Origin of the sequence: Acrocarpospora corrugata, assembly GCF_009687845.1 — a bacterium.
In the GTDB taxonomy this organism is placed as follows: Bacteria; Actinomycetota; Actinomycetes; order Streptosporangiales; family Streptosporangiaceae; genus Acrocarpospora; species Acrocarpospora corrugata.
Map to the genome: position 1 here is coordinate 198,675 of NZ_BLAD01000035.1, position 17,183 is coordinate 215,857.

Genomic DNA, 17,183 nt, shown 5'->3' on the forward strand with positions numbered 1-17,183 from the left:
TGGCATTCTTTAAGATCTACCCTTTGAGCCGACATGATGGGCGCATGACCGCCTTCGAACTGATCACGCCGGGCACGCTGCCCCCGGCCAACGGCTACAGCCACGTGGCCGAAATAGCCCCTGGGAGCCGCATTATCTGGACGTCCGGGCAGGTCCCGATCTCGGCTGAGGGGGTGTTCGCCCCGGCCGGGGACTGGGCGGCGCAGACGCGTCAAGTCATGGTCAACGTGGGCGCCGCGCTCGAAGCGGGCGGCGCCGGCTGGCAGGACGTGTTCAAGCTGACCATTTACGTGGTGGACACCGCCGCGCTGCCCGTCGTCCGCGCGGTACGCGACGAATTCATCGACGTATCCCGGCCTCCGACGAGTTCCCTGGTGCGGGTGGCGGGGCTGTTCCACCCCGACATCCTGATCGAGATCGAGGCCGTCGCCGCCGTACCGGCCGGGTAAAAAGATCTCCCCCCGGCCGTCAGGCCGGGGGGAGGTCAAGGACGGGCTAGGTGCAGATGACCCCGTTGACCCGGAACAGGCCGGGGACGGGGTTGGCGTTGGTGTGCGAACCGTAGAAGCCGATGCCCTGGACGGAGCCGCCAGGGGGGATGCTCCCGTTCCAGGACGCGTTGCGGGCGGTCACGTTCGAGCCGGTCTGGGTCCAGGTGGCGTTGAAGCCGTTGGTCACCCGCTGCCCGGGGTCGGGGAAGGCGAAGGTGAGGGTCCACGAGTTGATCGCGATGGTCCCCACGTTGAAGATCTTGATCTGGCTGAAGAAGCCGGTGCTGTTGAAGGTGCTGGTGGTGTACTCCACCCGGCAGGCGGGCGGCACCGGGAAGCCGGGCCTGGCCACCACGGAGACCGGGTCGGAGATCACGCTCAGGTTGCCCGCCGCGTCCTTGGCCTGCACCCGATAGATGTAGACCTGGCCCGTGACCAGGCCGGGTTCGGTGAAGAACGGGAACGTGCTCGCGGGCCTGGTGCCCACTTTGACGAGACCGGCCGGGGTCTGCCGGAAGATGTCGTACCCGATGACGCCGACGTCGTCGGTGGACGGGTTCCAGCAGAAGGCCGTGCCGGGGAAGTCGGCGACGCAGTTGTCCCGCAGGCCGGTCGGTTTCGATGGCGGGGAGGTGTCCACAACGGCCAGGGCCGAGGGGCTGAGCGCGAGCGCGAGCACGGTCAGCACCGCGCCGGCCAGCACCCGCAGGGCGAGTCTCATGGTGTTCCCTTCTCAGGTCGGAAAAGCCGTCCCCGTATCCGCATGGATCGTCCAGCGCGCCCCGGGGGCGGTCAAAGGCTCCCCCTCGGTACGGCGATTCGCGCAGCTCAGCGGGGAGAACGGCTGAACATTTCAAGGAGGAGATCACGACTCAGGAGGTGGGCTGATGGCCCAGTACGCCGTGCTCGTCTTCGAACCGCACGGCGGTTCGGCCGATCCCGGGCCGGAGGTCATCCAGGCCTACGAGGACCTGCCTGAGCGCATCGCGGCGCAGGGCGGCCGGATCGTCGCCGGGCTGGCGATGAAACCGGTCGACCACGCCACCACCATCCGCGGCGGGGAGATCGTGCGGGGCCCGTTCGCCGAGGGCGGCGCGACGTCGCTGGCGGCTGTGTTCGTGGTCGAGGCCAATGATCTGGCGCACGCGGTGGCGCTGGCCAAACTGACCCCGGTCACGCGCGGCGGCGTCGAGGTACGCCCGCTGCTCGCTTTCGAGATCATCCAGTCGGGCTGAGCGGGGGGTCCGCGGCTATCGTGGGCTTTGGGAGGAATCATGGCAATCGTTTCGCGTGGCTTCTTTGGGCGGCGGGGGGAAGGTGACGTCAAACTCCCGCCGGGGCAGTACCTGACGCACGATTTCCCGGTGCTGTCGGCGGGGCCGACGCCCCGGATCGGGCTCGATCGGTGGGAGTTCACGATCGACACCGAACTGGGGGAGACGCATCGGTGGTCCTGGGCGGATCTGATGGCGCTGCCGTCCGAGACGCCCACGCTGGACCTGCACTGTGTGACGAAGTGGTCGAAACTCGGCACGGGCTGGCAGGGGGTGTCGCTGGACGTGCTGATGGAGGACGTCGAGACGGCCGCCGAGTACGCGCTGGCCTATTCCTACGGCGGGTACACCACGAACCTGCCGCTGGAGGACCTGCTCGACGGGAAGGCGTGGGTCGCCTACAAATACGACGGCGACGACCTAACTCCGCCCCACGGCGGGCCCGCGCGGCTGCTGGTGCCGCACCTGTATCTGTGGAAATCGGCGAAATGGGTGCGCGGCATCCGGCTGATGAACGAGGACTGGCCGGGGTTCTGGGAGACCGCCGGCTATCACAACTACGGGGACCCGTGGCTCGAGCAGCGCTATCAGGGCGACTGATGCGGCGGCTGCCGTGGCGTGTGGCCGAACTGGTCGAAGTCCGTCATGAGACGACCACCGCGCGCACGCTCGTCTTCGAGGTCCCCGGCTGGCCCGGTCATCTGGCCGGGCAGCACGTGGACGTGCGGCTGACCGCGCCGGACGGGTACAGCACCCAGCGCAGCTACTCGGTGGCCGCGCCCGAGCAGGGGGAGCGGGTCGAGCTGACCGTGGAGCTCGTCCGGGACGGGGAGGTCTCGCCGTACCTGACCGAGATCCTGGAGATCGGCGATCAGGTGGAGATCCGCGGGCCGGTCGGCGGGTGGTTCGTGTGGCGTCCGGAGCGGGTGGCGCCGGTGCTGCTGGTGGCGGGCGGCTCGGGGATGGTGCCGCTGATGGCCATGATCCGCGCTCGCCGCGAGGCGGGCAGTTCCGCGCCGTTCCGGTTGATCTATTCGGTACGGGAACCTGATCAGCGCTTCTACCTGGACGAACTGGCCAGCCCGGATCCCGGATTGGACGTCGCGTACATCTTCACCAGGAAGACGCCCGACGGCTGGGCGCGGCCTCCGGGGCGGATCATGCCACCCGACCTGGCCGGCGCGTCCACGGACATCGACAGTTTCGTCTGCGGCCCGACCGGGTTCGTGGAGGCCGCCGCCGATCAGCTGATCGCGCTCGGCCACGCCGCGGAACGCATCAGAACCGAACGTTTCGGACCTACGGGAGGGTGACATGTCCATCGACTATCTGGACGGTAACGCGCTGGCGGGGCCGCTCGGCGAGCTGTTCGCGGTCGATCTGACCGTGGCGGTCGGCACTTGTGCGGGGTGCGGTAACTCCGGGCCGGTCGCGGGCCTGCGGGTGTACGGCCCGGCGCCCGGTCTGGTCGGGCGCTGTGCCGGCTGTGAGGAGGTCATGGTGCGGCTGGTCAGAACCCCGGACGCGGTCTGGCTCGACCTGCGCGGCACCCTCTCGTTGCGGATCCCGATGCCGGACGACCAGCAGGGCGGCTGATCCACTGCCTCTTTGCGGCAAGTGGCTCTGTCGGGGTTCCTGCCGGGCGGGTTCGATGGTGGGGCGTCCCGGCCTCGAACCCCACAGGAGCCGTTCCATGTCGTGGAGAACCTCACAAGTAGGCGGGCTGGTGCTCGTCATGGTCCTGCTGGCGAACCCCGCGTCCGCGGCCCCGGCTCCCACCGTGGGCTGGGGGTTGAACGTGCTCGGCCAGGTCGGCGGGACCGCGTCCGGGCATCCGGCGCCGGTGGCGGCGGCGGGCGGAAGGCAGTTCACCAAGATCGCGGTGGGGCAGTCGCACGGGCTGGGCATCGCGGCCGACGGCACGGTCTGGTACTGGGGGGACACCGATCCCCGTCACTACGCCTTCCTGCAGACCTTCGTCACCGAGCCGTTCCAGGTGCCCGGACTCACGAACGTGATCGCCGTCGACGGCGGCGAGGACACCAGCGTGGCGCTGCGGTCGGACGGGACGGTCTGGGCCTGGGGGGCCAACGAGGTCGGGCAGCTGGGCGACGGCACCAGGACCAACCGGACGACTCCGGTCCGGGTGACCGGCCTGACCGGTGTGGTCGCCGTGTCGGCCGGGCGCACCCACGGGATGGCCCTGAAGTCGGACGGGACAGTCTGGACCTGGGGTAACAACCGGGGCGGGGCGCTCGGCGACGGAACCCAGACCGATCGGCTGACTCCGGTCCGGGCGGGGACGCTGACCGGGGTCACCGGGATCACCGCCGCGGCGCATTTCAGCCTCGCGATCGGCGCCGACGGGCGGGTCAGCTCGTGGGGCGAGAACGGGCACGGGCAGCTCGGGAGCGGGATCGTGTCCCCGTTCCGGGCGACACCCGGGCCGGTGGCCGGGCTCACCGGCGTCGCCTCGGTCGCGGCGGGGCAGGAGTTCGCGCTGGCCCTGCGCGCCAACGGGGAGGTCTGGAGCTGGGGGATGAACTCGTCCGGCCAGCTCGGGGACGGCACGACGACACAGCGGCTGCTGCCGGTCAAGGTTCCGGGGCTGGGAGCCGTCCAGGAGATCGGCGTGGGCTCGTTCTGCGCGGCCGTCCGGGTGGGCGGATCGGTGTACACGTGGGGGAGCAACAGCGGGAACCAGCTCGGGGACCCAGGGGTGACGGAACGGGCCACGCCGGGTCTGGTACCGGGGCTGAGCGGAGTCCAGCAGCTCGCCGTCGGCGGCCCGTTCATGGTCGTACGGACGGGCTGACGTCGCGCGCTGGTTAGGAGCGGTTTCGGCGGATTACTTCGGCGAGGGGCGTGGCGGGATGGCCGGTGATGTCGGGGATGGCGCTGCCGACGCCGTTCATCTCGCCGGCCGCGATCGCCGTGTATGTCGATACCCAGGCGTCTACCAGCCAGCTGGGTGCTTGGTGGGACGAACGTGATTCGTATGCCTCCGTGACCGTTTCCTCGTGGTAGCGGACGGGGGTGCCGGTGACGTCGGTGATGATTTGGCACATTTCGGTGAGGGTGAGTGCCGCTGGGCCGGTCAGGTCGTGGGTTAGGCCGGTGTGCGGGGCCGGGTCGCGGAGGACGACCGTGGCCACGTCGGCGATGTCGTCCTGGGCGACGACCGACGCTCTGCCGGTGCCGGCGGGGCCGCGGAGGACGTCGTCGGGGCCGACCATCATGGGGATGAAGTCGGCGTAGAGGTTGTCGCGGAGGAAGGTGTGCGGGAGGCCGGTGGACTTGATGTGGTCCTCGGTCGCCCAGTGGTCGCGGGCCAGGGTGAACGTGGACGCGGGGCCGGCGCCGTAGAAGGAGATGTAGACCAGGTGGCCGACGCCGGCCTCTGCGGCGGCGTCGACGAAGGTGCGGTGCTGGGAGAGGCGGTCGGCGTCCTCGGCGGCGGAGACCATGAGGACCGTGTCTCCGCTGGTCAGGGCGTTTCGGCAGGCGGTGGCGTCGCTGTATTCGGCGGTGGTCACGGTGGCGCCGTCCAGGAGGGGCGCGCGGGCCGGATCCCGTACCAGGAGGCGCTGCGGTATGCCCGCGGCGGCCAGGCGGCGGGCCACCCGGCCGCCCAGCCGTCCGGTGGAACCCGTTACGACGATCATCCCCATGGGGTCATCATCGCATCAGGGAGTGGTGAGCGAGTTCAGTGCGGTGCGGTAGTCGGCGTCTACGTAGTAGTCGATGTGTCCGCGGATGGGCGAGTCCGGGGGCGGGGAGATGGGATCCCAGACGGAGCGGTCGATGGCGTCGTCCACCGGGCCGCCGATGGGGTCGGAGTTGCGGTAGAGGTTCTGCCAGGGTGCGGCGGTTTGTACGGCTTTCAGAGTGGCTGTGTCGAAGTACGTGGGGAAGAAGCGGGAATACAGGCGGCGCAGGGGGGAGCCGTGGGTGAGCAGGCGGGTGGCCTGGCGGTCGGCGGGGTCCAGCTGGAGCACCACGGCGGCGGCGATCACGCTGCCCTGGCTGTGGCCGGAGATCACCACGGTGTGGCCGTCGGCGATGAGGCGGTTGACGCGGGTGAGCAACTCGGGGACGACGCGTTCGCTGTAGCAGGGCGGCGCGAACGGGTGCGTGGATCGCGGCCAGAACGTGCTGATGTCCCACAGGACGCCGACCGTGCGCCGTAACCCCGGATGCCGGTACGCCTGCCAGCCGACCACCATCAGCGCCACCAGGAAAACGATCAGAATGATCGCCCCGGTGACGACGAGAGGCGTCCACGGCTTTGTGTCCATGCGGCCGGTGAGGATCACGCCGACCACCGCCAGAGTCCCGATAGCCGTCAAAGCGATCGTGGCGAAGACGACCTGCGCCCTGTCGGTGAGCGCGGCAGCGGCCCACGCATTGCTCACCCGGCCGCGTTCCTTTTCCGGATAGTGCCCGACGATCACATCATTGACCGTGTTCGCGGTCCGCCGATAGGTAACCCACAGCCAGATCGCCAGCCCGACGAGCATGAGCACCGCGAGCGGAACCGCATACAGCGCCCACGCGAACGACTCCGGCAACACGATCGCCGTGGGCACCTCGAACCGCGAAAACGCCGGCGCCCCCACCAACTCCGCCGCGATGAACGCCGCCCCGATCGCCACCGCCGCCGCGTACGCCCACGCCATCAACATCGTCGCCGGCCCCGCAAGCCCCCACAACGCCCGCCCGTAACGCTGACCCCCTTGAGCGCCCCCACCCCGGGCCAACACCGCGACCCCGACCGCGACCATCGCGATCAACCCGATCTGCGCCCAGAAAACAATCTGCACCATCGGATCGAAGCCCGGCAACGGCCCCGGCGCGGCCTGCTTACCTGGACCCCCCAGCGGGACGATTAGGGCGGCCACATACACAAGCAGCCCAGCCCAACGCAGGGCTGTGCAGAACAGGGTCAAGGGGGATCTCCCACCCACCCGCCCTTTGGGACGCTCGCGCTCGGCCGCGTCCCGGGCGTCGCCCGACGGTGACTCCTCCGCCGGATCCAATCGCGTCGCCGCCTGCGGAAACGCGACCGTCAATACGATGATCGCCCCGATCACCGCCTCCGCCGTCAGTAACCACGCCACCGGCTCGGCCAAGGTCAGCGTCGCCGCGATCAGCGTGAAGCCGAAGCCCACATGCAACGAGCGCAACCGTCCCACCGGCGGTCCGCCGTTCCACATGCGGCGGCGGGCGAGGAGGGGGCCGCCGTGGCGGAGGTCGCCCTCGGGGACGGGGACCTGGTCGGTGGATTTCCAGGTGCGGCTGCTGAGGAGCCAGATGAGGGCCAGGGCGAGGGCGGGAAGGAGCGATGCGAGGGAGAGGCGGAGGGCGATGTCGTGGGAGTTGAGGGTGGCCAGCCAGGCGAGGGGGCCGCCGAAGGGGGTGTGGGAGGACTGCCAGGCGAGGATGTCGAGGTAGATGGTGGTGAAGCCGAGGAGGGCGGTGGTGGTGAGGGAGAGGGAGAAGAGGCGGTGGAGGGCGTCGATGGTTTTGCGGAGGGGTTTGTAGCGTTCCCGGGTGGGGTCGAGGCGGTGGGGGGTCATGAAGAAGGCGATGTTGGCCAGGGCGAAGGGGAGGAGCAGGAGCCAGAGGGCGCGGGTTTTGGCGCCGGAGGTGAGGCCGCCCCAGACGTAGGCCTGGCGGAGCCAGCCGGGGGTGGGCTGGGGGTCGGGGCGGTAGAAGCCGACGCCGTCGCGTACGCCGTCTTCTAGGAGTTTGCCGGGTTTAGCCGACCCGGGATAAAGGACAGAGCCGGGGGAGGCGCCTGCGACGCCGTGGATGCGTAGTTCGACCTTCATCGCGTGCCACTTCCTGCTGTGCCCCGATCATGAAAGAAACCTGGTGCCCCAGTGTCCGCGCCGGTCGCGGGTGGTCACAGTCTCCGCACAGTGCGTCCGCCGTACCCACCGTTATGGTGAACTTGACGTAACGATCAGTGGGAGCTCCAGGACGGGGGCATGGCAGGTGGGAAATCCGGCGGGTCTCGTGCGACACTCTGGGAAGGCCAGAAATCTGGTGAAATTGCTGCTTTGGAGCGAATATGCGCGTTGATCGGGCTGGAACCGATCTGCCCGACGTATCCGGCTTAGCCAGTCAGCAGGCCGGCCCCACGATCTTGCGCATCCTGGTCGGCGCGCACCTGCGGCGGCTACGCGAGGCCAGCGGGATCTCCAGGGAGCGGGCGGGCTACGCGATCCGCGGCTCGCACTCCAAGATCAGCCGGCTGGAACTGGGCCGCAGCAGCTTCAAGCTGCGCGACATCGCCGACCTGCTCTCCCTGTACGGCATCCGCGACGAGACCGAACGAGCCGGCCTCCTCGCCATGGCCGAGCAGAGCAACACCCCCGGCTGGTGGGACGAGTACAAGGACGTCACCCCCGAGTGGTTCGAGCCCTACCTGGGCCTGGAGCAGGGCGCGTCCGTGATCCGCGGCTACGACGTGCAGTTCGTGCCCGGCCTGCTGCAGACCGAGCACTACGCCCGGTCGGTCATCCGGCTCGGCCACCCCGAACTGCCGACCGCCCAGATCGAGCGCCGGGTGACCCTGCGGATGCGCCGCCAGCGGATCCTGGACCGGGTGGTCCCGCCCAAGCTCTGGATGATCGTGGACGAGGGCGCGCTGCGCCGCCAGATCGGCGACCCGGCCACCATGCGCGACCAGCTGCGGCACCTGACCGAGATGGCCGCGCAGTCGCAGGTGACCCTCCAGGTGATGCCGTTCGCGGCCGGCCACCCGCTCGGCGGCGGCCCCATCACCCTGCTCAGGTTCGCCGAGGACGAGCTGGACGATGTGGTCTACCTCGAACAGCTCGCCCACGCGATCTACGTCACCAAGGCCGCGGAGCTGGCGCCGTACTGGCACTTCATGAACCAGCTCGGCGTGTGCGCCCTGCCGCCGGACGAGTCCGTCGAGATCATCGAACGGATCATGGACGAGACCTGACGGTCTACTTGCGCCCGACCCCGCAGATCGCGTCGACCTCCACCGCGGGCTCGAACGGATCGGGGTCGGGCCGCCACATCGTGATCGACGCGATGCCCGGCTCCACCAGTTCGAGCCCGTCGAAGAAGTCCCCGACCTGCTCCCGGCTGCGCAGTGTGTACGGCATGCCGCCGCCCTCGTTCAGGCTCTCCTGGGCGTCGTCGAGCGCCTTCCCGGTGACCAGGTTGGCGCCGTCCCACATGGCCAGGTAGCTGCCCGGCGGCAGCGCGTCCATCAGCCGCTTGACGATGCCGCAGGCGTCGCCGTGGTCGGGCACGTAGCCGAGGATGCCCATCAGCATCAGCGCCACCGGCTGGTCGAAGTCGAGCGTGCGGGCGGCCGCCGCAAGGATGCGCTCGGGGTCGTTCAGGTCGGCGTCGATGTAGTCGGTGGCCCCTTCCGGGGTGCCGACGAGCAGCGCCCGCGCGTGGGTCAGCACCAGCGGGTCGTTGTCCACGTAGACCACCCGCGCCGACGGATCCACCCGCTGGGCGAGGGAGTGCGTGTTGTCCAGGGTCGGCAACCCGGTCCCGATGTCCAGGAACTGCCGCACCCCGGCTTCCGCGGCCAGGTACTGCACGATCCGCGCCAGCAGATGCCGGGAAAGCTGCGCGATTCGCACAATATCCGGAAACGCCTCCCGGAACTGGTCACCGGCCAGGCGGTCCACCGGGTAGTGGTCCTTACCTCCCAGCCAGTAGTTCCACATTCGGGCCGAATGAGGCACCGAAGTGTCGATTTTGGGATCAGTCCCTAATTCGTCAGTCACGCGAGGCTTCTCCTAAGTCGTCACATCTGTCGATAACGACGAACTTAGTGGTCGCGGACCCCCGTACACGCGAAAAACGGGCACCCGGCCGGATGCCCGTTTTCGCGAGAAATCAGACGACGGTGACGCTGTACGTCGCCCCCGCCACGGTCGGGAAGGAGATCACGTCACTGGCCACGGTGTGGCTGATCGTGCCCGTCCCGACCCGGGTGACCAGGACGGTACGGCCCGGCCACGGATTGGCCAGCCGGACCTGCTTGCCCGTCCCGCTGGTGATGTCCACGTAGCCGACCTGCCCGCCGGAGCGCGCGCTGGACACCACGAACGCGTTCTTGGCCCGCAGCTTCACGAACGAGCCGTTCTTGCCGGCCGGCCAGACCGGGAAGACCCGCGTGACGCCGCCGTCGGTCTGCAGCAGCATGCTGTTGACCGCCTCGATCGCGCCCGCCTTCTCCAGGCCGTGGTTGGCGTCGTAGACCCGGAAGTTCTGCATCAGCTTGGTGCTCAGCTGCCCCTTCAGCTTGTCGATCAGGCTCTGCGCCGGGTAGCCGACCCTGGCCGCCTGGGTGAAGACCTTCGGGAAGCTGTTCTCCTGGCCCCAGGAGTTCATCTGGTCCAGGGTGGTGATCGCCACCTGCCGGTCGGCGGACGGGCTGCTGAGGCCCAGCACCTCGGCCGGGTGGATGAACTCCAGGTTCACGGTGTTGTCGCCGGGCCGGAAGACCCGGGTGTCGCCGCCGGTCATCGTGCCGGGGTCGGCCAGCGCGTACACGGTCTGCCCGTTGCTGGTGGTGCGCGGGATGGCCGGCAGCGCGTTGAGGATGTTCTGCCAGGTCGTCCGGTCGGCCGCGTCCACGTTCAGCTCGACGCTGGCGTTGACCAGGAAGGTGAGCACCTGGCGGAGCATGCCCACGTCGGGGCTGGAGTTACGGCCCCAGGTGCCCTCGTGCGGGCCCGCCCAGAGCCGGTGCCTGCCGCTGGCCGCGTCGAACTCCAGCCAGGACCGGAAGAAGGTCGCGATCTCCTTCAGGAACGGGTACGCCTTGGTGCTCAGGAAGGTCCGGTCCTGGGTGTACTCGTAGTAGGAGACGTACTGGGTGGCCGTGAACAGCGAGTTGGCGACCTGCTGGTGGTAGGAGCCGTCGGAGGTGTAGGTGAACGGCGTGATGCCGACCGGGAAGAGCACGCCGCCCGCGATGCCGTTCGGGAAACGCGCGGCCACGTAGTCCGCCTTGACCCGGTTCAGCTCCTGGACCGACTTGCGCCTGGCCTCCGGCAGGAAGGCGGTGACCAGGTCGTAGTAGGGGAGGGCCAGGTCGGCGCGGTTGCTGGAGTAGACGCCGTAGTAGTTGGCCGGCCAGTTGTAGTTGAGGTGCATGTCGCTGCCCCACTGCGGCCAGTCCGTGGTGGCCCAGATGCCGTACAGGCCGGAGGCGGTCCTGCCCTGGCGCAGCGAGGAGCCGAGCAGGTAGAGGGAACCGTAGTAGAAACGTTCGAGCAGGTCGTCGTCCAGGTCCACGTAGGACTTGAGCCAGTACTGCTTCCACCATTCGACGTGCGCGTTGTACTGGCTGTCCAGCGAGCCGGCGTTCTGGGCGTCGGCCAGGGTGCGGGCGGCCGGGGCCGGGTCGGCCGGGTTCATGCCGCCGCCGGCCACGCCGGTCACGAGGTGCGCGACCTGGCCGGCGGGCAGGTCGAAGACGATCCGCCCGGCCGCACCGCCCAGGTCGGCGCGCCGACCTGGGCGCCGCCGACCACGCGGGTGGCCAGCGAGGCCCGGGACACCGGGTTGCCGCCGGTCGCGGTCTGCCTGGTCGCCCAGACGGTGTTGCCGGAGACACCGGAGGTGCTGGTGAAACCGCCGCGCGCGTCCGGGGTGCCGGTCGCGGTCTCGGCCTGGAGGCGGACGGTGGACGAGCCGAGCGACTGGATCCTGGTGACCACCAGGTTGTCGCCGGCGCCGGTCCAGGTGCGCATCGAGACGGGGACGCCGCCGATGGTCATCGAGGTGTCGATGTCACCCTTGAGGATGTTCTGCTCCTCGGTGAACGGCCCGGACGGCTGGGTCGGGCCGCTGCCGTTGTAGAGCTCGAACTGGCCGATCCTGGCCCGCGGGTTGCTGGTCGAGTCCGGCGTGGTGCTCTGGGTCGGCTCGGTGATGTTCAGCCGCAGGTAGCGGACCGTGGTCGACGCGAGCGTCCGGTCGGTCACGTTGGCCGTGTTGTTGGTGACCGTGTCGACGGTGTTCCAGGTGGTGCCGTTGGTGCTGGTGGCCAGCGTCCAGTTCTTGGTGTTGTTGGCGGTCTCGGCCGGGCGGGCGGCCGCGTCGTGCCTGAGCAGGTAGCGGGTGAAGGTCTTGGCGGTGCCCAGGTCCAGGGTGAGGGTCTGCGGCTTGCCGATGTTGGAGACCCAGCCCTCGTAGCCCTGCGCCCACTGGCCGCTCACCGCGCGGTTCGCCGGGAAGGACGGGTGGCTGCTGGAGGCGGTCGCGGTCGCGCCGAGCGCCAGGTTCGAGGAGGCGGGGCCGCCGCCGACCGGGGTCAGCTTGACCGAGCCGAGCGCGACCAGGGAGTTGCCGCCGTTGACGGTCCAGAAGTTGCCCTTGGAGATGGCGAAGGTCTTGAAGCCCTCGCCGCCGCCGGAGGCGACCCCGATGTCGCCGTTGCCGAGCAGCGCGGTCTCCGGCATGGTGCGGCTGATGAATCCGGCGTAGTTCTGGGACGTCCAGCGCCCCTTGATGGCCCCGACCAGCTGCTGGACCGCGGTCCACTGCTGGTCGGGGGTCGGCGTGGCGGCTGCCGCGGGTTCGGCGGCCAGCAGGGTGGCGAGAAGTGCGGAGGCGATGGCGGCGGGTAAGAGCCCGCCCCGGCGTCGCTTCATGGTGCCTCTCTTCCGTGCTTCAGTGGCGGTGGGTGTGATCCGGGTGCCGAATATCCCCGGGGTGTTCGAATCCGGGCTGAAGGATCGCCCGCGCGCAGCGGGCGTCGGCCCACAGCGCGAATTGCCGGCGCCGCCGCGCGCCCAGCAGGGCCGCCCGGATGCCGGGAGACGCCTGCTCGTAGGTGGTTCCGCGATACCGATCCTGATTGTTCGCGAAATAACGAGAAATTTCGGTTTCTGGGATGGTCTGGTCGGCTGTCAGGGCGCGGTACAGCGCCTGGGCCAGCGGGCTGCCCGACAGGACGGCCGCCATCACGCTGCCGAGTTCGAGCCGGGCCGTCGGGGTGAGCTCCAGCGGCGGGCCGCCGGGGACGATCCCGCGCCGGGCCGCCTCGTCGGCCACGACCTGCTCGGCCACCAGGATCTGGGTGACCCAGCGGCGCAGCTGCCGTCCCTCAGAGGTCCCGTCGGCGGGCAGCAGTTCGCCGCGCGGGCCCTGGCGCAGCCGCCGTACCCGCCGCTCGACCGTCTCGACGGTGATCGGCGTCTCGCCGACCAGCGCGGCGATCACCGGATCACCATCGGCACGGCCGGAGAGTACGACACCCGCCCGAACCACATGCACTTGACCAGCAGCCACCAGGAGCCGGGACGGGCGTTGAGCGGCACGTCGAACTCGACGACCAGTTCGTCTGCGGCACCCGCGGCCACCGCGACCGGGTGTACGCCGGGCCCGGCCAGGTCCCAGGTGCCCCACGGGCTGATCACCTGGGCCTCGCCGCGGATGTCGAAGCGCGCGGTGTTGCGCAGCCCGACCACCCAGCGGGCCCGCTGCCCGGGGGTGAGCTCGATCGGCTGCACGTTCACCTGGAGCGCCCCCGCGCCGGGCTGGCCGCCGACGAAGACGACGTCCTCGTGCAGCTGGCCGTCGTGCTCCAGCTGGACCGCCACCGGCCAGGGGCCGGGTTCCGGTTCGCCCGGCGGGGTGAGGGTGACGTCGAAGCCGGTCCAGTCGCCGGGCGTCAGCCGGGTCACCTGGTCGGTGGGGGAGGCGTCCCAGCCGGGCGGCGGGATGACCTGGAGCTTGCCCTCGGTCGCGGCGTCGGTGCGGTCGCTGGCCAGGGTGACGTGCACGGTGTGGCCGTCCAGCCGGGCGTGCACGCTCATCGGCTGGTAGCCGATCGGGCCTGAGCCCCGGTTGTGCAGCCAGAACCGGCTGAACACCGGCTGCGCGGGCTCGGCGTCGCGCCCGAGTGCCGCGGAACCCTCCTCGTCGGTGTCGGCGCGCAGGACATAGGTGGCGATCTGGCTGGGGGTGAGCACGCCGTGCAGGACGCCGTCGCGGGTCTTGGCCTCGCCGGTCTCCACCTCCAGCACGTCGGCCAGGGCCGCCGCCGCGAACGGGACCTGTGAGCTCAGCCGGAAGGCGACCTCGCGGCCGTGCGGCTCGTACAGGCGGGCGGTGAACCGGCCCGGCTCGGCGGGGCCGCGGCCGTGCGCGGTCGGGTTGCCCGCCGCCTTGAACGCCGCGAGCATGGCCTGGCCGGCCGGTTCGACGGTCAGCAGCGACGCGGTGGCCGGGAGCGGGCCGTCGTGCGCGGTCTCGGTGACCGCGCGGAGCGGGTGGCTGAAGTCGTGCGCGCGGGCCACCACGTCCGCGTCCCGCCAGTCGCCCGCGCCGGAGGCCAGCGCGTACTCGAAGGAGTGGCTCCAGTGCTGGAGCTGGAAGCCGCTGCCGTCCGGCGCGGTCCGGCGCGGCGGGTCGATCCAGACCCCGGACGGCCAGCCGGTGCTGGAGCGCATCAGCGACAGGTGCAGGCGGCCCTCGACGTCGACGGCGAAGCCGGGGATGCCGCGGTTGAGGACGGCCACCGTGCGGTGCTCGGCCGGTTCGCCGGGGTCCACCGCGCAGGCGGCCCGCACCACCGAGTCGGCCAGGTCGTCCACCACCGCCGCGACGGCGGCCCGCAGGTCGGGGCCCGCGATGATCAGCACGGGCAGGTCGGCCGCCGACCGCACGTCCGCGTCCGGCCGGAACGCCTCGGCCGGGGTGCGCGCCGCCGGGATCCACAGCACGCCGGGCTCCCCGGCGGCCAGCAGCCGCGCCAGCTCCTCGCGGTGCCGCGAATCGGCCAGCACCTCGGCCGCGAAAACGTTATCTTCCGGCCCGCCGACAACGATCCTGACGTCCGGCAGGTTGGAGTCGAAGGAGAGCAGGCCGTAACGGGTGCCCTCGGCGTGCGTGCAGGTCGCGGTGACGCCGGACTGGGCGAGCCGGAGCGCCAGGTCCCGTCCCAGCTCGGCGGTGTCGGCCTCGCGCGGCACGATGATCTCCGCCACCCCGAAGGTCGCGCCGGTCGACACCCGCGCCATCGAGCTCAGCCCGAACCACTGGTAGGCCGGGTTGTCCAGCGTCCACGGATGCTCGGCGGCGTCCACGTCCGGGTGCGCGAAAGGCCGCCCCACCACGGCGTGCCCGACCTCGGAGACCGGCTTGGCCCCCGGGATCGCGCACGGCCAGCGCAGCCGCAGCAGCTGGTCGGAGCCCTCGAAGCCGTCCAGATGCGTCACACAGTCCACCCGGTCGACCCCGTGCCAGAGCGTGATCACCTGCGTGTACCTGATGGCGCCGAGCGCGCCCTCGACGGTGAGCCGCTCCCCGAGCGGGGACCGCTCCGCCCGCACCGACAGCGCCGGGACCGAGGCCGAGCCCGCCGACGCCCCGGTCGGCAGCAGGTGCCACGGGCCCTCCCGGAAGACCGGATGCTCGTGGTACTCCTCGTAGACCACGATCTCGTTGCCCACCTCGCCCGGCGTGATCAGCTCGTCCCCGGTCGCCATGTCGACCAGGCTGGCCACGCCGCCGCCGCGGGCCGGATCGACGGTCAGCCGGTGGTGGCCGTTGGCGATGGTGACCCGCTCCACCGCACGCCATCTGGTCGGGTCGACCGTGGCCGGGATCGGGTGCGCGGGTTCGGCCAGCAGGTAGGTCCGGTAGCCCAGCGAGGGCGCCTCCGCCACGAACACGATCTCGGCGTGCCCGTCGTCCGCGCCCTCCAGCACCGCCGGGACCGGCGTGCCGTGCTCGTCGGTCAGACCGCGAAAGGGCGCGGGCACCCGCACCCGGACCACGTCCGTGCGCGGCCAGGTCAGCGCGTTGAACACGGTCACCCGGTGCCCGTCGCCGCCCGCCCGGTTGTCCACCCGGGCGGCCAGATGGCGCAGCGCGTCCTCGTGCACCTCTTTGGCCAGGTCGTACGCCTCCCGCCACCCCGCCAGCAGATCCAGGTACACCTGGTCGGACTCGGTTCCCGTGATCGCGTCATGGTGGGCGCCGTACACCAGTTGCCGCCACGCCTTGTCCAGCGCGGCCTCCGGATACGCGGCATCCCCCGCCAGGCAGGCCAGCGCGGCGAACTTCTCCGCGTCCAGCAGCTCGTTCTCGGCCGCCCGCTGCGCCTGCTTGGTGTCGATGTAGGAGACGTCCTTGCCGGTGTAGATCGGGTTCATGTCCCGGCTCTGCGGCGACAGCCGGGCTCCCGTCTCGGCCAGCTCCGCGGACACCGAGGTGAAGAAATCCCTGGGCAGCGCGCACAGGAACTTCGGCCACGCATAGCGGGCGTTCCAGTCGCGGTGGATCTCGGTCAGCCACTTGTTCGGCGGGCTGTAGTCGGTGCCGACCGGGACCAGCACGTTCCTGGTCGCGGCGACGGTCTTCATCCGCAGGAACAGGCCGTAGACCGACTCCTCCGCGTCCGGCAGGGTCTGCGCCGAGTCCATCGACCAGCCGGCGCTGTAGTGCGCCGCCATGTAGTGGGTGAGCAGGCCGCGCCCGCTCGGCGAGATCCACTCGAACTCGCTGCGGAACTGCATGCCGGACGGGTCGCCGTGCGGGGTGTCGTAGGTGCCCATCTGCAGCATCGGGCCCCACTGGTGGAACGGCCCGCGCGCCCACGCGCTGGAGGTCAGCCCCGCGTCCGCCATCAGCCCCGGGAACTGCGGGTCGTGCCCGAACGAGTCCAGCTGCCAGGCCGTCGCCGGGGCGCCGCCCAGGATGTCACGCTGGAACCCGACCCCGTAGACCGCGTTCCTGATCGTCGTCTCCGCGCCGGTCAGGTTGCTGTTCGGCTCGTTGTAGGTGCCGCCCATGATCTCCAGCCGGCCCTCGTCGACCAGATTCCCGATGATCTCCCGGTTCTCCGGGAACGCGTCCCAGTACGGCTTCAGGTAGTCCACCTCGGCCAGCACGAACCGGTAGTCGGGGTCCCGCCTGGCCAGCTCCAGGTGCGCGTCGATCAGCTGGAACGCGGTGAACTGGAAGCTCATCCGGTCACCCTGGGCGTCCGGCAGGGCGTCCCACTCGCTCGCGTACCCGGCCTGGGTGTTCCACCACACGGGGTCGTAGTGGAAGTGCGACACCAGGAACACCGTCCAGCCGGGTTCGGCGACGGTGAGGGTTCCGGAGGCGGTCGCCGTACCGGCGGCGCCCGAGGCCTCGACCACGACGGACAGAACAGTGCCGGGCGGCGCGCCGGTGGTGACCGGGATCTCGTGCAGGCCGGTGCCGGGGACGCCGGTCAGGCGTCCTTCGGCCTCCCCGGAGACGCGCAGGTCGATGGGCGAATCGGCGGAGGTCCGGACCCGGAGGATCTGGCGCGGGGCGTCGTCGGGCCCGGCGAACAGCTCGGTGGACTCGACGGCGTCGATGGTCAGCATGGAGAGCCTTTGCAAGGGGGAGCGGGAACGGGACG

Annotated in this window: 16 protein-coding genes; 8 read left to right on the forward strand and 8 right to left on the reverse strand. The window is 70.5% G+C overall.

Annotated elements, in window-relative coordinates:
- Window positions 1-44 precede the first annotated feature (44 nt).
- A complete protein-coding gene (locus Acor_RS01045; RefSeq protein WP_155334568.1) occupies window positions 45-449 on the forward strand; it encodes a RidA family protein in 405 nt (134 codons plus the stop codon).
- Window positions 450-495: 46 nt separating this feature from the next.
- Here Acor_RS01045 and Acor_RS01050 read toward each other — a convergent pair whose 3' ends face one another.
- Entirely contained in the window at window positions 496-1,212 is a 717-nt protein-coding gene (locus tag Acor_RS01050; RefSeq protein WP_155334569.1) for a cellulose binding domain-containing protein, read from the reverse strand.
- Between Acor_RS01050 and Acor_RS45305 the strand changes: the two genes are divergently transcribed.
- From Acor_RS45305 to Acor_RS01075, 6 genes are all read left to right on the forward strand, one after another.
- Complete coding sequence (locus Acor_RS45305; RefSeq protein ID WP_281353125.1) at window positions 1,211-1,339, forward strand: hypothetical protein; 129 nt, start codon at window positions 1,211-1,213, stop codon at window positions 1,337-1,339. The two genes, Acor_RS01050 and Acor_RS45305, sit on opposite strands and share 2 nt — an antisense overlap.
- Window positions 1,340-1,378: 39 nt before the next feature.
- On the forward strand, window positions 1,379-1,726 hold the full coding sequence (locus Acor_RS01055; RefSeq protein WP_155334570.1) for a YciI family protein: 348 nt from the start codon (window positions 1,379-1,381) through the stop codon (window positions 1,724-1,726).
- A 39-nt stretch (window positions 1,727-1,765) separates the two neighbouring features.
- Window positions 1,766-2,365 carry a sulfite oxidase-like oxidoreductase gene (locus Acor_RS01060; protein WP_155334571.1) on the forward strand — a complete coding sequence of 200 codons (600 nt, stop codon included), beginning with the start codon at window positions 1,766-1,768 and terminating at the stop codon, window positions 2,363-2,365.
- Entirely contained in the window at window positions 2,365-3,078 is a 714-nt protein-coding gene (locus tag Acor_RS01065; protein ID WP_218034055.1) for a ferredoxin reductase, read from the forward strand. The genes Acor_RS01060 and Acor_RS01065 overlap by 1 nt, the downstream gene beginning before the upstream one ends.
- A gap of 1 nt (window position 3,079) precedes the next feature.
- Window positions 3,080-3,361, forward strand: coding sequence for a DUF6510 family protein (locus Acor_RS01070; protein ID WP_155334573.1), 282 nt, complete (start codon window positions 3,080-3,082; stop codon window positions 3,359-3,361).
- 97 nt (window positions 3,362-3,458) lie between these two features.
- On the forward strand, window positions 3,459-4,580 hold the full coding sequence (locus Acor_RS01075; RefSeq protein ID WP_170316749.1) for an RCC1 domain-containing protein: 1,122 nt from the start codon (window positions 3,459-3,461) through the stop codon (window positions 4,578-4,580).
- Window positions 4,581-4,593: 13 nt separating this feature from the next.
- On the opposite strand, the gene Acor_RS01080 is transcribed toward Acor_RS01075, so the two are convergent.
- Both Acor_RS01080 and Acor_RS01085 read right to left on the reverse strand, forming a co-directional pair.
- Complete coding sequence (locus Acor_RS01080; RefSeq protein ID WP_218034056.1) at window positions 4,594-5,430, reverse strand: SDR family oxidoreductase; 837 nt, start codon at window positions 5,428-5,430, stop codon at window positions 4,594-4,596.
- A 21-nt stretch (window positions 5,431-5,451) separates the two neighbouring features.
- The gene (locus tag Acor_RS01085) at window positions 5,452-7,599 is read right to left on the reverse strand and encodes a hypothetical protein (protein ID WP_155334576.1); all 2,148 of its coding nucleotides are present in this window, start codon (window positions 7,597-7,599) and stop codon (window positions 5,452-5,454) included.
- 242 nt (window positions 7,600-7,841) lie between these two features.
- Between Acor_RS01085 and Acor_RS01090 the strand changes: the two genes are divergently transcribed.
- Window positions 7,842-8,744: a helix-turn-helix domain-containing protein gene (locus Acor_RS01090; RefSeq protein WP_155334577.1), complete on the forward strand. Its 903-nt coding sequence runs from the start codon at window positions 7,842-7,844 to the stop codon at window positions 8,742-8,744.
- Window positions 8,745-8,748: 4 nt separating this feature from the next.
- Here the strand turns inward: Acor_RS01090 and Acor_RS01095 are convergent, their stop codons facing one another.
- The 5 genes from Acor_RS01095 to Acor_RS01115 all read right to left on the reverse strand — a co-directional run bounded on the left by Acor_RS01095 (window position 8,749) and on the right by Acor_RS01115 (window position 17,148).
- Entirely contained in the window at window positions 8,749-9,552 is an 804-nt protein-coding gene (locus Acor_RS01095; protein WP_155334578.1) for an SAM-dependent methyltransferase, read from the reverse strand.
- Window positions 9,553-9,664: 112 nt separating this feature from the next.
- Window positions 9,665-11,218, reverse strand: coding sequence for a glycosyl hydrolase family 95 catalytic domain-containing protein (locus tag Acor_RS01100; protein WP_155334579.1), 1,554 nt, complete (start codon window positions 11,216-11,218; stop codon window positions 9,665-9,667).
- Window positions 11,215-12,432 (reverse strand): discoidin domain-containing protein, encoded by a 1,218-nt coding sequence (locus Acor_RS01105; protein ID WP_155334580.1) that lies wholly within the window; start codon window positions 12,430-12,432, stop codon window positions 11,215-11,217. Before Acor_RS01105 ends, Acor_RS01100 begins: the two co-directional genes overlap by 4 nt.
- 19 nt (window positions 12,433-12,451) lie before the next feature.
- A complete protein-coding gene (locus tag Acor_RS01110) occupies window positions 12,452-13,003 on the reverse strand; it encodes a SurA N-terminal domain-containing protein (protein ID WP_218034057.1) in 552 nt (183 codons plus the stop codon).
- Window positions 13,000-17,148 (reverse strand): glycoside hydrolase family 38 N-terminal domain-containing protein, encoded by a 4,149-nt coding sequence (locus Acor_RS01115; RefSeq protein WP_218034058.1) that lies wholly within the window; start codon window positions 17,146-17,148, stop codon window positions 13,000-13,002. The genes Acor_RS01110 and Acor_RS01115 overlap by 4 nt, the downstream gene beginning before the upstream one ends.
- Window positions 17,149-17,183 lie beyond the last annotated feature (35 nt).

What these genes read in the sequence shown, in the direction of transcription:
- Acor_RS01045 (WP_155334568.1), top strand. Translation starts at nt 45, where the DNA reads ATGACCGCCTTCGAACTGATCACGCCGGGCACGCTGCCCCCGGCCAAC.
- Acor_RS45305 (WP_281353125.1), top strand. Translation starts at nt 1,211, where the DNA reads ATGGTGTTCCCTTCTCAGGTCGGAAAAGCCGTCCCCGTATCCGCATGG.
- Acor_RS01050 (WP_155334569.1), bottom strand. Translation starts at nt 1,212, where the DNA reads ATGAGACTCGCCCTGCGGGTGCTGGCCGGCGCGGTGCTGACCGTGCTC.
- Acor_RS01055 (WP_155334570.1), top strand. Translation starts at nt 1,379, where the DNA reads ATGGCCCAGTACGCCGTGCTCGTCTTCGAACCGCACGGCGGTTCGGCC.
- Acor_RS01060 (WP_155334571.1), top strand. Translation starts at nt 1,766, where the DNA reads ATGGCAATCGTTTCGCGTGGCTTCTTTGGGCGGCGGGGGGAAGGTGAC.
- Acor_RS01065 (WP_218034055.1), top strand. Translation starts at nt 2,365, where the DNA reads ATGCGGCGGCTGCCGTGGCGTGTGGCCGAACTGGTCGAAGTCCGTCAT.
- Acor_RS01070 (WP_155334573.1), top strand. Translation starts at nt 3,080, where the DNA reads ATGTCCATCGACTATCTGGACGGTAACGCGCTGGCGGGGCCGCTCGGC.
- Acor_RS01075 (WP_170316749.1), top strand. Translation starts at nt 3,459, where the DNA reads ATGTCGTGGAGAACCTCACAAGTAGGCGGGCTGGTGCTCGTCATGGTC.
- Acor_RS01080 (WP_218034056.1), bottom strand. Translation starts at nt 5,430, where the DNA reads ATGATCGTCGTAACGGGTTCCACCGGACGGCTGGGCGGCCGGGTGGCC.
- Acor_RS01085 (WP_155334576.1), bottom strand. Translation starts at nt 7,599, where the DNA reads ATGAAGGTCGAACTACGCATCCACGGCGTCGCAGGCGCCTCCCCCGGC.
- Acor_RS01090 (WP_155334577.1), top strand. Translation starts at nt 7,842, where the DNA reads ATGCGCGTTGATCGGGCTGGAACCGATCTGCCCGACGTATCCGGCTTA.
- Acor_RS01105 (WP_155334580.1), bottom strand. Translation starts at nt 12,432, where the DNA reads ATGAAGCGACGCCGGGGCGGGCTCTTACCCGCCGCCATCGCCTCCGCA.
- Acor_RS01115 (WP_218034058.1), bottom strand. Translation starts at nt 17,148, where the DNA reads ATGCTGACCATCGACGCCGTCGAGTCCACCGAGCTGTTCGCCGGGCCC.